Below are 13,551 nucleotides of genomic sequence, written 5' to 3'. Positions count from 1 at the left end.
TCTGGTGGTGATCGGACGGACCTCCAGCTTGCCTTCCATGCCGCCCCCGGATTGGATTCCGCCAAGCGTTACAAAAAGCCAGCGGCCATGTCACCCAAAGTGCCGTTCCGGATGCAGGTTTTGGCGCGTATTCCTTAGATCATGCGATTTGACTGCCACAGTTTACCAGGTCCTGAGGGTGGTATTCCGATGGCAATACAGCCTCAAGACCTCAACTGTGGCCGACATAGTCAGGGACAGTTTCGACCTCGTCACGGACGAGGCCCGCGGCCAGGCTGAAATGGCCAAGGAAGGCCAAGGTATAGAAAGCCAGGCCGACCGTCAGCGAGAACGGGATTTGCCAGAACGGCATGCCTGTTTGCCGCGCAAAACGGATGACGCGTCGTGTGGTGCGCCACGACATGGTGCCCCATCGGCTGCAAGACTTCACCACCCGCCGGGTGCGAGTGGGAGAATGGAGCTCGACGAATTTTCTGTCGGCATCTCGGCCGGTGACCAGGGCGCGCCAGTAGAAGAACCGCCATCCGCGCGGCGGGTAGTGACTGACGCGGGCGTCGACATTGACGATTTTGCGGCCTTCGCGCCAAAGCTGGTGCATCAGCAGCGTGCAGGAGACCTTGAAACCGTTATGTGCGGGAAACGGGTGGCTGCATATCCAGTCGCGCCGGAAGGCGATGTTGTTGGCATTGATCGCCCGCTTGGAGGCAAAGCGCTTGTCTCCCTCGGCCAGCGGGAAGAACCAGATCAAGGCAAAAGTGCGCGACAGGAAGTCATCGTAGGAAAGATAGGTGTGCCCGTTCACGCAGATGGTTGCGGGGTCACGAAAGGGCTTCAGCAGGGTCGAGAGCCAGCCCCGTTCCGGAACCGTATCGGAATCGAGGAAGACGACGATGCTTCCCTCGGTCGAGGCAATGCCGTTGTTCTTGAGCTCATAGTACCGGCCGGCCGGACAGGCCGCGAAAGCCAGGTCGGCAACCTGCGCCAACTGAGGCGCCTCAGCTTCGATGCTGCTGCGCAGCGCGTCCGCGTCCGCTTCCCGGCCGCCATGCGAGACGACAAGCTTCGGCCTTGCATATCCGGCAGCGGAAATCTCGGCAATGTCGCGCGCCAAGGCTTTCAGCCCGGCGCCGATTTCGTCCCAGTCGATGGATCTGGCATTCTCCATCTCCAGGACAACTGAATAGGTTGGCTGCTCGGCTGACATGTCCCCGCCGGCTCAAACCATGGCCAATGTGCGAATCGAAGCCACCGTCATCGCCTGAGCAGAAACACCGCCTGCTGGCCGAAGAAGTTCCAGAACCACCAGGGCATGGACAGCCCGATCTTCTGGCCGTTGGCGTCGAGCGCGGTCGCCTTCTCGACGGTCGCGCCGAGCTCCTCGCACAGATTGACGAAATCGCGGATGGTGCAGAAGTGGATGTTCGGCGTGTCGTACCAGGAGTAGGGCAGATCCTTGGTGACCGGCATCCTGCCCTTGATCAGCAGCGAGAAGCGCACCCGCCAATGGCCGAAATTAGGGAAGGAGACGATGGCGCGATTGCCGATCCTGAGCAGTTCGTCGAGCACAAGCTTCGGGTTGCGGGTCGCCTGCAGGGTCTGCGACAAGACGACAAAGTCGAAGCCCTTGTCGGCATAGAACTCGAGATCCTTGTCGGCGTCGCCCTGAATGACCGAGAGGCCGCGCGCCACGCATTCGTTGACGCCTCGCTGCGACAGCTCCATCCCGCGGCCATCGACCTGCTTGGCCTCCTGCAGGAGTTCCAGAAGCAAGCCATCGCCCGAGCCGACATCGAGCACGCGCGAGCGCGGCGGGATGAGATCGTTGATGACGTCGAGATCGACGCGCTGGGCGCGGTTGACGCTCATGAGCGCACCTCCGATCTTTTTCTTGACGCATGGCGTTCTCCCAAGAGCGCCGCGCATGCTTGGGGGTCATGCGTTGGGGATTGCGAACTGCTCATAGGTTGAGCCCCCGGGCGCGGGCGGCCGAGCCAATGAAGCCGTTGATGGCGGCGAACATCTCCGGCTCGTCCAGGAGGAATGCGTCGTGGCCGCGATCGGTCTCGATCTCGACGAACGAAACGGAGGCGCCCGCCGCGTTGAGCGCATGCACGATCGAGCGGCTTTCCTCCGTCGGGAACAGCCAGTCGGAGGTGAATGACACCAGGCAGAAGCGCGTCTTGGTGCCGGCGAAGGCATCGGCGAGGCGCCCGCCATGGTCGGCGACGAGGTCGAAATAATCCATCGCGCGGGTCAGATAGAGATAGGTATTGGCATCGAAGCGATCGACGAACGTCATGCCCTGGTGGCGCAGATAGCTTTCGATCTGGAAGTCGGCATCGAAACCGAAGGTGAGCGCGTCGCGGTCCTGCAGGTTGCGGCCGAACTTGCGGTGGAGGGCCGCCTCCGACAGATAGGTGATGTGGGCGGCCATGCGCGCCACAGCCAAGCCTTTTTCCGGCCGCTTGCCGAAATCGAAATATTTCCCCCCGTGCCAGTCGGGGTCGGCCATGACGGCCTGCCGTCCGACCTCGTGGAAGGCGATGTTCTGCGAGGAATGGCGGGCGCCCGTCGCGATCGGCAGCGCCGCGAAGACTCGCTCCGGATAGCTCGCTGCCCATTGCAACACCTGCATGCCGCCCATCGAGCCGCCAAGCACGCAAAACAGTTTCTCGATGCCGAAATGGTCGACCAGCATCAGTTGCGCGCGCACCATGTCGCGGATGGTGATGATCGGCAGGTCGAGCCCGTAAGGCTTGCCCGTTGCCGGATTCATCGATGCGGGACCGGTCGAGCCCAGGCAGCCGCCGAGGACGTTGGAGCAGATGACGAAAAAGCGGTTGGTGTCGATGATCTTGCCGGGGCCGATCAGCACCTCCCACCAGCCCGGCTTGCCGGTGACCGGATTGGTGCTGGCGACGTGATGGTCGCCGGTCAGCGCGTGGCAGACGAGGATGGCGTTGGAGCGGGCTTCGTTGAGGGTGCCATAGGTCTGGTAGGCGATCTGGAAGGGCGACAGCAACGTGCCGGCATCGAGCTTCAGCGGCTTGTCGGCGCCGAAGCGCAACACCGGGCTCGATGGGTTCTCGACCTCATTGTTGGTCCTTGCAGCGCGCTGAGCGGCCATTGCATCCCTCAATTGTTCCCGCGTCGGCATCTCTTCCGATGCAGTGTCCGGCCGGCAGCGGACAACAAAAAACCGGCCTGCCTTCGCAAAGCCGGTTACAGGTTGCAAACGGCCCTTTAGCGAATTGTTTAACGTGGCTGCAAGCCGACCGGCCAAATCACCACGGGAAGTCTGGCTGCTCTTCTAGGGCCAGCGCCGCGCTTCGTCAACATTCGGCATCTTGGATCCAGCCCGGTCCACGCAAGCGCCGGCCCTCGACATTCCGGGCCACGGCCTGTATTTCCGCTGCGGCCTGTGGACAGAGGCCTTTCGACGGATTTGTGACAATGAAGCAGGATCAGCCACGTCCGACGCCCCGCGCGGGCATCATGGACATCGAAGCCTACGTGCCGGGAAAGAGCACGGCGCCAGCCGGCGTGACGAAGGTCTATAAGCTGTCCTCGAACGAGAACCCGCTCGGTCCATCGCCGAAGGCGATCGAGGCTGCGCGACAGGTGGCGGCGAAGCTCGACGTCTATCCCGACGGCACGGCGCGCCGACTGCGCGAGGCCATCGCCGAAGTGCATGGCCTCAACCCGGCGAACATCATCTGCTCCAACGGCTCGGACGAGATCCTGGGCCTGTTGGCGCAGACCTATCTCGCGCCCGGAGACGAGGCGGTTTTCACCGAACACGCCTTCATGGTCTACAAGATCTATATCCAGGCTGCCGGCGCCAAGCCGGTAGCGGTCAAGGAAACCGACGAGCGCGCCGATGTCGATGCGATGCTCGCGGCGGTGACGCCGGCGACCCGGATCGTGTTCCTTGCCAATCCGAACAACCCGACCGGCACCTACGTGCCGTTCCAGGAAGTGCGCCGGCTGCATGCCGGCCTGCCGAAAAACGTGCTTCTGGTGCTCGACGCGGCCTATGCCGAATATGTGCGGCGCAACGATTACGAAGCCGGCGTCGAACTGGCCGGCAGCTCCGACAACGTGGTGATGACCCGCACCTTCTCCAAGCTCGGGCTCGGCGGCGCGCGCATTGGCTGGATGTACGGCCCGGCGCATATCGTCGACGCGATCAACCGGGTGCGCGGCCCATTCAACGTCAATGCCACCGCGATCGAGGCCGGCATCGCGGCGATAAGCGACCGCGCCCATGTCGAGCGCAGCGTGACGCATAACGAGAAATGGCTTGCCTGGGTGAGCGAGCAGGTGACGGGGCTCGGGCTGCGCATCACGCCCAGCGTCGGCAATTTCGTGCTGATCCACTTCCCCGACGACAAGAAGCATTCGGCTGCCGCCGCCGACGACTATCTCAGCCAGCGCGGCTACATCTTGCGCCGCGTCACCGGCTACGGCTTCCCCAACGCGCTGCGCATGAGCATCGGCACCGAGGAAGCCAATCGCGGCGTCGTCGATGCGTTGACGAGTTTCCTGAAAAGCTAGAGCACATGGCAGCACCGATGTTCGAAAAGATCGCACTGGTCGGCATCGGCCTGATCGGCTCGTCACTTGCCCGCGTCGTCCGCCGGGAGGGGTTGGCCCGCCACATCGCCATAGCGACGCGAAGCCGATCGACGCTCAAGCGGGCCGAAGAGCTGAGTCTAGGCGATTCCTACTCGACCGACGCCAGCGAAGTGGTGCGCGATGCCGATCTTGTCATCGTCTCGGTGCCGGTCGGATCCTCGGGCGAGGTTGCGGCCGAAATCGCGCCGGCGCTGAAGAAGGGCGCTATCCTGACCGATGTCGGCTCGACCAAGGCCTCGGTCATCGCCCAGATGCAGCCGTATGTGCCGGCAGGCGTGCACTTCATCCCTGGCCATCCGCTGGCGGGCACCGAAAAATCCGGTCCGGATGCCGGGTTCGCCGATCTCTTCGACAACCGTTGGTGCATCTTCACGCCGCTGCCGGACACCGATCCGGAAGCGCTGGAGAAGCTGTCAGAGTTCTGGCGGCGCTGCGGCTCCAACATCGACACGATGGACCCGCAGCATCACGACATGACTTTGGCCATCGTCTCGCACCTGCCGCACATCATCGCCTACAACATCGTCGGCACCGCCGACGATCTTGAATCTGTGACCAAGACGGAAGTTATCAAATACTCCGCTTCGGGTTTTCGCGATTTCACCCGCCTGGCGGCGTCGGACCCGACCATGTGGCGCGACGTCTGCCTGCACAACAAGGATGCGATCCTGGAAATGCTGGCGCGGTTCTCCGAGGATCTCGCCTCGCTGCAGCGGGCGATCCGCTGGGGCGACGGCGAGAAGCTGTTTGACCTCTTCACGCGCACGCGTGCCATCCGCCGCTCGATCATCGAGGCCGGCCAAGACATCGACGTGCCGGATTTCGGCCGCCAGGTGGTGGAGCATCCCGCTTCCAAGCCCTGAAAGTCTTCGCGCCTGTCAGGATGCCGGCCAGTGCGCCGCCATCATTGCCAATGTCTCGGTCCTGTCCGGTGCGCCGAGCCGGCCGCCGAAGCGCAGGCATTTGAGCGCGGCGGCGGCGCTCGCAAAGCGCAGTGCCTGTTCAGGCGGCATTGCTTCGGCAAGTCCAACGGCGAAGGCGCCGTGAAAGACGTCGCCGGCAGCGAGCGTGTCCACCGCCTTGACCTTCGGCGCCTCGACGTGGCGCACGCTGCCGCTTTCGCGGTCGTGCCACCAGGTTCCGGCAGCGCCTGCGGTGACCGCGACAAAGGCGTCGGTGCGCGAGGCGAGATCGGCGCAGGCGCTTTCGGGGTCGAGCGCGTGGCCGCAGACAATGCGCGCCGCCGGCTCCGAGGCAACGATGTGCGAGGCCAAAGGCAGCAATTGCTCCAGAACCTCGACCGGCGCGGTGTCGGCATCGAGGATCGCCGGGCGGCCCGCATCCCGCGCTGCCTTGAGGGCCAGCGCCGCGGCACCCGGCCAACGCACATCCACCAGCACGGCGTCGAAGGCAGAAAGATCGGCAAGCGGCAAAGTCTCGGGATCGGCCTGCGCCTGCCTGTCGTAGAACGGCACGATAATGCGTTCGCCATGGGCATCGACCAGGATCGCGGCCAGCGCCGAGCGGGCGCCGGCAACGCGGCGGATCAGGCTGCAGTCGACTCCCTCGGCCGCGATCTCGGCAACCATCCGGTCGCCAACCGCGTCGTCGCCCGCGCTCGCCCAAAGGGACACGCTGGCACCGAGGCGCTGCGCCGCGCAGGCAGCGCTCGTCGCCATGCCCGAGGCGATCTGGACACCGTCGCCGGCGATGAACTTGCCCTGGTGCACGGGAAGCGTCTCGACGCGCAGGATCGTATCGAGGGTGAACGCGCCGACGCTGAGAAGTCTGACGGATCGCGGCATCGCAGCCCTCAATCAACCGGCTTGATCTTGCCCAGTGGGATGAACCCTAGCGAGGCCTTGCCCTTGACGATCTTGAGCGGCATGGACGGTTCGTTGCCGAGCATCGCCAGGCCGGCAAAACCTTGCTCGATCTCGTTTTTGTGCTCGGGAACGGCGCCGCCAAGGATGCCCGCCACCGCCTTTGGATCCTTCAGCTTGATCGTCAGATCGGCATCGATCAGGCCGTCGGCGTCGACCGAGAGCGGACCGGACACCGTCACGCGCGCCGTTCCCGACGACAGATCGAGCTTGCTGACGTCGACCGCCTGGCCGCGCAGGCTCTTCGGCGGGGTCGCGATCAGCGCGACGCCGTTTTTCAGTGTCGCCTCGCCGCTGCCGTCGAGGGCCGGCAGCACGCGTCCGCCGATGGCGTCGGCATCGATTTCGAGATCGCTGAAGCTGCCGGCATAGGTGACATCCGGGCCATTTGGTTCCAACTGTCCGACCGCCTTTGCCGCGTAGAACAGTTCGGCCGGATCGGAGTCGTCGGCCGGGTCGGTCTGGCCCGACAATCCTTCCGCCTGCAGCGAAACGCGCCGGGGCAACGGCCAGGATAGTTTGACCGTGGCGCGCAGCTTCTCCCAGTCGATCCACAACGGTGTCATGCCCGGCGCCGAGGTCCGCAGCGGACCCCTGACGTCGGCGACCGGCGACAAAGGCTGGGTGATCTGCGCGACCGCATTGAAGGTGCCGGTGGAGGCGGCGATGTTTTTGGCGTCGTCCTGATAGGCTAGGCTGTCGCAGGAGACGGCAAAGGTCATCGGGTAGCCGCTGACCGTGAGATTGGCGCAATCGGCCTTGATGCCTTTATCCCCAAGCTCGACCACGGCACTCTCCGCCTCGGTCTTGACCCGGTCGGCGAGGTAGAACCAGCCGGCGCTGTAGAGCGCGAACAGAACCACGATGGCTCCGGCAAACCAGAGCAGCCGGCGGCGATGGTTCGGCGATCGCTCGTCACTTGACGTCATGCTGCGGCTCTCGTTAACCCCTCATGCAGCGAGCAGGCTGGTTGTCCTACGCACAACAAGGTGGGGACAGAAAGAACACCTACCGTTGCGATGGCTTCATTCGAATCGATCAGGCTTGGCGATATGGGCGATTTTTGGGTTTTTGGCTACGGATCGCTGATTTGGCGGCCAGGATTCGCCCATGTGGAAACGCGGCGCGCCCGTCTCCACGGCTATCGCCGTTCGCTGTGCGTCTATTCCTTCGTGCACCGCGGCACACGCGAACGGCCGGGACTGGTGCTCGGCCTCGATCGTGGCGGCTCCTGCGTGGGCCTCGCCTTCCGCGTGCCGGGCGATCTGCGCGATGAGGCGCTGGCCTATCTGCGCGAGCGCGAGCTCGTAACCAGCGTCTACCTCGAACGCAAGCTCGACGTCAGGCTCGACAAGGATGGCACGGGTGCGGGTGGAACCGTCGAGGCGGTCGCCTATGTCGTCGACCGCGCCCATGTGCAATATGCCGGCGGTCTCGACGCCAGCCATGCGGCAGCGGTCGTTCGCGGCGCCGTCGGTCAATCGGGCCGCAACGAGGACTATGTGCTCAGCACGGTCGAGCATCTCAAGGCATTGGGGATACGCGACCATTGGCTCGAGGAGGTGGGGCGACGGGTCGCGCCTTCGTGAAGCGCATTTCCGGCAGATCGCCTCCAACGCTCCATCTCTTTGTTTTCACGCAATCCCGGACGCAAGGCTACGGCGAACCCGCCGAGCCTAACCTTACACATTTTGCTGGAATTGCTCTGGTCCGATCAAAAAGCAAAACCATGCCTTTGACCTCCCGAGAGCGAGACCTAGCTTAGCGGCAACCCGCACGCCTTCCAGGCTTCACAGTCGTCACGGAGATCAGTTTTGCAGAAACGCCGTCTCGGTCGCACCGACCTTTCCATCGCGCCCCTGGTTCTGGGCGGCAACGTATTCGGCTGGACCGCCGACGAAAAGACCTCCTTCGACCTGCTCGACCGCTTTGCCGAGGCCGGCTTCAACGCCGTCGACACCGCCGATGCCTATTCGCGCTGGGTCCCCGGCAACAAGGGCGGCGAATCGGAGACCATCATCGGCAACTGGATGAAGCGCCGCGGCAACCGCGACAGGATCGTCGTCATCACCAAGGTCGGCTCCGATATGGGGCAGGGCAAGAAGGACCTCTCCGCCGCCTACATCGAGAAGGCGGTCGAGGCGTCGCTGAAACGGCTGCAGACCGATGTCATCGATCTTTATCTGTCGCATTGGCCGGATCCGGCCACGCCTTACGAGGAAACACTCGGCGCCTATCAGCGCCTGCTCGAGAAGGGCAAGATCCGCTATGCCGGCTGCTCCAATCTCGATGCGGCGCAACTGCGCGCGGCACTCAACGTCGCAAGCCTGCGCGACCTGCCGCGCTACGAGGTGCTGCAGCCGGCCTATAATCTTTACGACCGCTCATCCTTCGACGGTCCGCTGCGCGATCTCTGCCTGGCCGAAGACATCGGCGTCATCAGCTACTATGGTCTCGCGAAGGGATTTCTGAGCGGCAAGTACCGCAGCGAGGCCGACCTCGGCAAAAGCACGCGTGGCGGCGGCGTCAGGGATTACCTCAATCCACGCGGCATGCGCATCCTTTCCGCGCTCGACGCGGTGGCCGAGCGCCACGCGGCCAGGCAGGCCGAGGTCGCGCTCGCCTGGGTGATGGCGCGGCCGGGAATCACCGCGCCCATCGCCAGCGCCACGACATTGGCGCAGATGGACAGTCTTATTCGCGCGGCATCGCTGGAGCTTTCCGCCGAAGACATAGGCGCGCTCGACCAAGCCAGCGCGTAGCGTCACTCAAGACAGGTGTGCGAGGCCCGCCGGGAATCGCGCACGATCGTCCAAGACCCCGCGGATCGCTCGCGATAATTTCCTCTCGCATCACGCGAGGAAACGGGGTTCGGCATGTCCGGAGATGTTCTGTCTGAGGCGCAGCGCTGGCAGCAGGTGCTGGCGCTGGTCATCGCGGCGGCCGTCGTCATGGGAAGCCCCGGTCCGGCGACGATCAGCGTCACGGCCATCGGCGCCGCCTTTGGCCTGCGACCGTCGCTGCGTTACACTTCGGGCGTCGTGCTTGGAACGATCGCGGTGCTTGTCGTCGTCGCCGCCGGCATATTCGGCATGCTCGCCTCGACACCTAGGCTGGCCCCGATGCTGGCGGTCGCTTCAGCCGGCTACATCCTCTATCTCGCCTTCAAGATCGCAACGGCCCCGCCGCTGACCGAACGCGGAACTACCGCAGCCCGTCCCAGCTTTCTGGGCGGCTTCGTGCTCGCCGTCGCCAATCCGAAGGCCTATGTGGCGATTGGTGCCGTGCTCGCCGGCGTTGCGTCGCAAACAGACGTGCTCGGTCTTCCGGCCAGGCTGCTGGTGCTCGCGGCAATGATCGTGGCCATCCATGTGCTCTGGCTTCTCGCCGGAACGGTTTTCGCGCGTTTGCTGCGCGATCCGCTGGCGTCGCGGGCGATCAACCTGGTCTTCGCGGCAACGCTGGTGCTGACGACCGCCTCGGCGGCACTGCCCTGAGCAGGCCTATGCTGCTTTGCCAGCACCGAGCTCGGCCAGCCGCTTCTGCGCCGTCGGCGGCATGGGCGGCGGGTTGGCGGTGCCCGCAGCTTCGACCAGCAACTCGTCGCAGGCGGCTTCCGTCTCGCCGATCAGCCGCCGCATGAACTCCTCCTTCTCGAGGCCGGGCGGGATCGGCGCCAGGAAACGTGCCTTGATGGTGCCGGGGAAGCGTAGAAACTTGCGGCGCGGCCAATAGAGGCCGGCGACATGGGCGACGGGCACCACCGGGACCCCCAGTTGGGTGTAGAGTTCGACGATGCCGTATTTGTAGGCCGGCTCGTCGCCGGGCGCCCGGCGTGTGCCCTCGGGATAGATGATCAACTGGCGGGGATTGCGGTTCATCTCCTGCCTGGTCGCGGCCACCACCGCCTTCAGCGCTTTCGAGCGGCTGCCGCGATCGACCGGGATCATGCGCATCTTCATGATGTACCAGCCGAAAAAGGGAATCCAGGTCAGCTCCCGCTTCAGGATGTAGAGCGGATCGTTGAGATAGGGAAAGAAGGCGATCGCGTCCCAGAACGACTGGTGCTTCGGTGCCAGGATGAAGGACCCTTCGGGCAGGTATTCCAACCCCGTGATCTCACTCCTGGTGCCGGCGATCTTGTCATAGAGCCACATCGAGGTGCGCGACCAGAATTTCGGCACGAACCAGGCGCGGTGGCGCGGCGACAGGAAATAGTAGGGCGTCCAGAAGATCATCTGGACGATCAGGCTGAGATAGAAGGCGAAATTGAACGCCAGCGAGCGGACATAGAGCATGCGGGAAGGGGCCCGGTGTGAAAGTGTGTGTCGTTACACCAAGCGCGGGCAAAAAGGAAAGGGCGGGCGCCCGCCGTCATGGCGGCCGTGCCAGCCGCTCCTTCAGGCGAAATTGCGAAAAGGCGCGCAATTTCACCACGGCCTCCGCCGTCCGCGGCATCTCCGCTACGGGATGATGGGGCCGGGCTTCTCGTCCTTGGCCACCGAGGCTTCGGCGAGCGTGATGCCTTCCGCGGAGGGCCGCAGGGGCAGGATGCCGCGCGCAAGTGCCAACACATATTTGCTGTATTCGGTCAGCAGCACGCGCAGCGCTTCCGGCTTGGTCAGCCAGCCGCCATTGCCGAGATTGGTGTTGACGACGGGATAGGGCTCGAGCCTTGCGCCATGCAGCAGCCGGCCCATTTCGAGCAGGCTGCGCGGCATATGATAGTTGTTGGTGACGAGGATGACGCTGCCATAGGCGTGGCTCTCCACCCATTTGGCGCTTTCCTCGGCATTGCCGATCGTGTCGAGCGCAGCGCGGTCGATGTCGACGCAGCAGGAGAACAGTTGCTTGTCGCCGCCCATGGCTGCTTGCAGCTGGCGGCGGCTGGCCGAGGGGTGGACGCCACTGATCAGCAGCCTCTCGCCCTTGCCGGTGGCCAACAGTTCCATCGCGGCGTCCAGACGTGACTGGCCGCCGGTAAGCACGATGATCGCGTCGGCCTTCGCCGGATTGAGCGGCGTCGTCATGTGGCTGACTTTGTCGGCAAACCAGCCGAAGCCGCCGGCAAACAGGGCCAGCACGGCAAGCATCGAGAAACCGAGGATTCGAAGCGCCAGCCTCAGGCGACCGGTTTTGGCGAGCACGACAGCGCTTGCCAGCACCACCGGCATCCGTCCAGCCGTCCCGGTCGAGTCCCGCGCGTTCATCATCCTGAATCTAATCCTGAAATGCCGCCTTTGATAGCCGGTAAGGCGCACATTACGTTACGGAATCGGCGCATGCGTGATTATCCTCCGTCGGGCTGGCGGACCTCGATATCGCTGAGATAGGCGACGACGGTCGCGTGCGACGTCGCGGCCGTCAGAGCGCCGATCACCAGCACCATCAGGCCGACACCCAGATAGCCGGCGGAGCCGATCGCAAAATTGCCGAACAGCGCAGTCGCCTGGTCGGCCTCGGGCGTTGCCATGTTGCGCGACGACCACCAGGAAAAGACGATGAAGACGACGATGGCGGCCGCGCCGCCGGCAGCAGCGCCCTTCATGCCGGTGACCAGGAAATGCCAGCGGAACTCGCGGGCTATGAAGCGCGCCTCGGCGCCGACGAAATGCAGCACCTCGATGATGTGGCCGTTGCCGGCCATGGCGCCACGCGTGGCGAAAACCACCGTCAGCACCGTCGCCGAGAGCATCAGCGCCAGGACGGCAATGCCGATCGTCACCGTGGTATGGGCCATGGCAACCAGCCGGTCGACCCAGGTGCGATGATCGTCGAGCGCGGCGCTTGGAAACTTCGGCGTGATCGCTTCGCGCATGGCGGCAAAGTCAGGCGGATTGGCCTCGTCGATGGTGACTATGATGAGGCGCGGCACCGGCAATTCATCGATGTTGAGGCCGGTGCCAAGCCACGGCTCCAGCAGGCGCGCCGTGGCGTCGCGGTCGATGATCTTGGTGCCCTTCACGCCTGGAAACTCGCTGGCGATCTGGGAGGCTTGCGCAAGGGCCGCTTCCATGTCGAGGCCGTCGGCGGGTTTGATCTGGATCGTCGCCTCGCGCGAGATCTGGTTCTCCCACACCGAAGCGGTGTCGCGCACCAGCGTCACCGCGCCGAAGGTCAGGCAGGACAGGAAGGTCATGATGGCGATGACCAGCACCAGCGCCCGGCCGGCGATGTTGTGCGCCGGCACGATCGGCGCCATGCGGCGCTGGACGCGCTGAGCGGGCGCCCTGTCTTCGGCATCGTCGTCATGCAACCGCTCAGCCGGAAGGTCAGTCATAGATGTCCAGCCTTCCGCCGGCGAGAATCATGCGGCGCGCGTCGACCTGTTCCATCAGGCCGAGATCGTGGGTGGCGATCACCACGGCAGTGCCCAGGCGGTTGAGCTCGATGAAGAGCCGCAGCAGCCGGCGCGCCAGCGGCGGATCGACATTGCCGGTCGGCTCGTCGGCAAGCAGTATCTCCGGCTGCTCGATCAGCGCGCGCGCGATCGCGGCGCGCTGCTTCTCGCCGCCGGACAGCACCGGCGGCAGCACGTGCATTCGGTCGCCGAGGCCGACCCATTTCAGGAGCTCGGTGACATCGGTCCGGTAGCTCGCTTCCTCGCGCCCGCGCACGCGCAGGGGCAGGGCCACGTTCTCATAGGTGGTCATGTGGTCGAGCAGGCGGAAATCCTGGAACACCACGCCGATGCGGCGGCGCAGAAGCGGCAACTCGCTGCGCGAGATGCGCGAGCGATCCTTGCCGAAAATGGTGATGAGCCCGCGCGTCGGCTTCAAGGACATGAACAGAAGGCGCAGCAAGGTGGTCTTGCCGGCGCCAGAGGGACCGCTCAAGAACTGGAAGGAGCGCTCCGGTATGTGCAGGGAAATGTCGCGGAGAATCTCCGGACCCATGCCATAGCGGAGGCCGACATTTTCGAAGCGGATCACGTTCGGCGACCTGAAACTCGCGGCGGCGCTTTGCCAGCCTTTTGTCTGTCCAGACCATCGGCCGGCATGGTTAATGGTGAGTTAATTCTAACGCATTT

14 protein-coding genes and 1 riboswitch are annotated in these 13,551 nt (G+C 64.4%); of the genes, 5 read left to right on the top strand and 9 right to left on the bottom strand.

All coding sequences use genetic code 11. The features are described from left to right. Positions 1 to 211: 211 nt before the first annotated feature. From EN818_RS06085 to EN818_RS06075, 3 genes are all read right to left on the bottom strand, one after another. Complete coding sequence (locus EN818_RS06085) at positions 212 to 1,204, bottom strand: glycosyltransferase family 2 protein (RefSeq protein ID WP_095804519.1); 993 nt, start codon at positions 1,202 to 1,204, stop codon at positions 212 to 214. Between the two features lie 47 nt (positions 1,205 to 1,251). Next, complete coding sequence (gene metW / locus EN818_RS06080) at positions 1,252 to 1,866, bottom strand: methionine biosynthesis protein MetW (RefSeq protein ID WP_095804518.1); 615 nt, start codon at positions 1,864 to 1,866, stop codon at positions 1,252 to 1,254. 91 nt (positions 1,867 to 1,957) lie between these two features. Further along, on the bottom strand, positions 1,958 to 3,127 hold the full coding sequence (locus EN818_RS06075; RefSeq protein WP_095804517.1) for a homoserine O-acetyltransferase: 1,170 nt from the start codon (positions 3,125 to 3,127) through the stop codon (positions 1,958 to 1,960). Positions 3,128 to 3,223: 96 nt separating this feature from the next. Beyond that, positions 3,224 to 3,301: riboswitch (SAM riboswitch) on the bottom strand. A gap of 152 nt (positions 3,302 to 3,453) precedes the next feature. Between EN818_RS06075 and hisC the strand changes: the two genes are divergently transcribed. Both hisC and EN818_RS06065 read left to right on the top strand, forming a co-directional pair. After that, positions 3,454 to 4,557, top strand: a complete 1,104-nt coding sequence (hisC, locus tag EN818_RS06070; protein WP_165349989.1) for a histidinol-phosphate transaminase — start codon at positions 3,454 to 3,456, stop codon at positions 4,555 to 4,557. 5 nt (positions 4,558 to 4,562) lie between these two features. After that, entirely contained in the window at positions 4,563 to 5,501 is a 939-nt protein-coding gene (locus tag EN818_RS06065; RefSeq protein ID WP_176478325.1) for a prephenate/arogenate dehydrogenase family protein, read from the top strand. A gap of 15 nt (positions 5,502 to 5,516) precedes the next feature. Here EN818_RS06065 and EN818_RS06060 read toward each other — a convergent pair whose 3' ends face one another. Further along, the gene (locus tag EN818_RS06060) at positions 5,517 to 6,443 is read right to left on the bottom strand and encodes a sugar kinase (protein ID WP_095804514.1); all 927 of its coding nucleotides are present in this window, start codon (positions 6,441 to 6,443) and stop codon (positions 5,517 to 5,519) included. Positions 6,444 to 6,451: 8 nt separating this feature from the next. Then, positions 6,452 to 7,450 carry a DUF2125 domain-containing protein gene (locus EN818_RS06055; protein WP_095804513.1) on the bottom strand — a complete coding sequence of 333 codons (999 nt, stop codon included), beginning with the start codon at positions 7,448 to 7,450 and terminating at the stop codon, positions 6,452 to 6,454. A gap of 123 nt (positions 7,451 to 7,573) precedes the next feature. On the opposite strand from EN818_RS06055, the gene EN818_RS06050 reads away from it, so the two are divergent. The 3 genes from EN818_RS06050 to EN818_RS06040 all read left to right on the top strand — a co-directional run bounded on the left by EN818_RS06050 (position 7,574) and on the right by EN818_RS06040 (position 10,018). After that, entirely contained in the window at positions 7,574 to 8,110 is a 537-nt protein-coding gene (locus EN818_RS06050) for a gamma-glutamylcyclotransferase (protein ID WP_135904149.1), read from the top strand. Positions 8,111 to 8,335: 225 nt separating this feature from the next. After that, entirely contained in the window at positions 8,336 to 9,283 is a 948-nt protein-coding gene (locus EN818_RS06045; RefSeq protein WP_095804512.1) for an aldo/keto reductase, read from the top strand. Positions 9,284 to 9,397: 114 nt separating this feature from the next. Further along, positions 9,398 to 10,018, top strand: coding sequence for a LysE family translocator (locus tag EN818_RS06040; protein WP_095804511.1), 621 nt, complete (start codon positions 9,398 to 9,400; stop codon positions 10,016 to 10,018). 6 nt (positions 10,019 to 10,024) lie between these two features. On the opposite strand, the gene EN818_RS06035 is transcribed toward EN818_RS06040, so the two are convergent. The 4 genes from EN818_RS06035 to ftsE form a co-directional block, all read right to left on the bottom strand. Beyond that, positions 10,025 to 10,819 (bottom strand): 1-acyl-sn-glycerol-3-phosphate acyltransferase, encoded by a 795-nt coding sequence (locus EN818_RS06035; protein ID WP_095804510.1) that lies wholly within the window; start codon positions 10,817 to 10,819, stop codon positions 10,025 to 10,027. Positions 10,820 to 10,984: 165 nt separating this feature from the next. Further along, positions 10,985 to 11,734: a YdcF family protein gene (locus EN818_RS06030; protein WP_095804509.1), complete on the bottom strand. Its 750-nt coding sequence runs from the start codon at positions 11,732 to 11,734 to the stop codon at positions 10,985 to 10,987. 77 nt (positions 11,735 to 11,811) lie between these two features. Continuing rightward, positions 11,812 to 12,801, bottom strand: coding sequence for an ABC transporter permease (locus EN818_RS06025; protein ID WP_095804508.1), 990 nt, complete (start codon positions 12,799 to 12,801; stop codon positions 11,812 to 11,814). Further along, a complete protein-coding gene (gene ftsE, locus EN818_RS06020) occupies positions 12,794 to 13,453 on the bottom strand; it encodes a cell division ATP-binding protein FtsE (RefSeq protein WP_095804507.1) in 660 nt (219 codons plus the stop codon). Before ftsE ends, EN818_RS06025 begins: the two co-directional genes overlap by 8 nt. Positions 13,454 to 13,551: the final 98 nt, after the last annotated feature.

The sequence above is a fragment of the Mesorhizobium sp. M3A.F.Ca.ET.175.01.1.1 genome, assembly GCF_004791945.1.
Classification (GTDB): domain Bacteria; phylum Pseudomonadota; class Alphaproteobacteria; order Rhizobiales; family Rhizobiaceae; genus Mesorhizobium.
Note: the sequence above shows the minus strand (reverse complement) of the source record. Positions and strands in the feature narration are given on the sequence as shown.

Coding starts and splice junctions, on each gene's coding strand:
- EN818_RS06050 (WP_135904149.1), top strand. CDS start 7,574: ATGGGCGATTTTTGGGTTTTTGGCTACGGATCGCTGATTTGGCGGCCA.
- EN818_RS06040 (WP_095804511.1), top strand. CDS start 9,398: ATGTCCGGAGATGTTCTGTCTGAGGCGCAGCGCTGGCAGCAGGTGCTG.
- hisC (WP_165349989.1), top strand. CDS start 3,454: ATGAAGCAGGATCAGCCACGTCCGACGCCCCGCGCGGGCATCATGGAC.
- EN818_RS06025 (WP_095804508.1), bottom strand. CDS start 12,801: ATGACTGACCTTCCGGCTGAGCGGTTGCATGACGACGATGCCGAAGAC.
- metW (WP_095804518.1), bottom strand. CDS start 1,866: ATGAGCGTCAACCGCGCCCAGCGCGTCGATCTCGACGTCATCAACGAT.
- EN818_RS06075 (WP_095804517.1), bottom strand. CDS start 3,127: ATGGCCGCTCAGCGCGCTGCAAGGACCAACAATGAGGTCGAGAACCCA.
- EN818_RS06060 (WP_095804514.1), bottom strand. CDS start 6,443: ATGCCGCGATCCGTCAGACTTCTCAGCGTCGGCGCGTTCACCCTCGAT.
- EN818_RS06065 (WP_176478325.1), top strand. CDS start 4,563: ATGGCAGCACCGATGTTCGAAAAGATCGCACTGGTCGGCATCGGCCTG.
- EN818_RS06055 (WP_095804513.1), bottom strand. CDS start 7,450: ATGACGTCAAGTGACGAGCGATCGCCGAACCATCGCCGCCGGCTGCTC.
- EN818_RS06030 (WP_095804509.1), bottom strand. CDS start 11,734: ATGATGAACGCGCGGGACTCGACCGGGACGGCTGGACGGATGCCGGTG.
- EN818_RS06035 (WP_095804510.1), bottom strand. CDS start 10,819: ATGCTCTATGTCCGCTCGCTGGCGTTCAATTTCGCCTTCTATCTCAGC.
- EN818_RS06085 (WP_095804519.1), bottom strand. CDS start 1,204: ATGTCAGCCGAGCAGCCAACCTATTCAGTTGTCCTGGAGATGGAGAAT.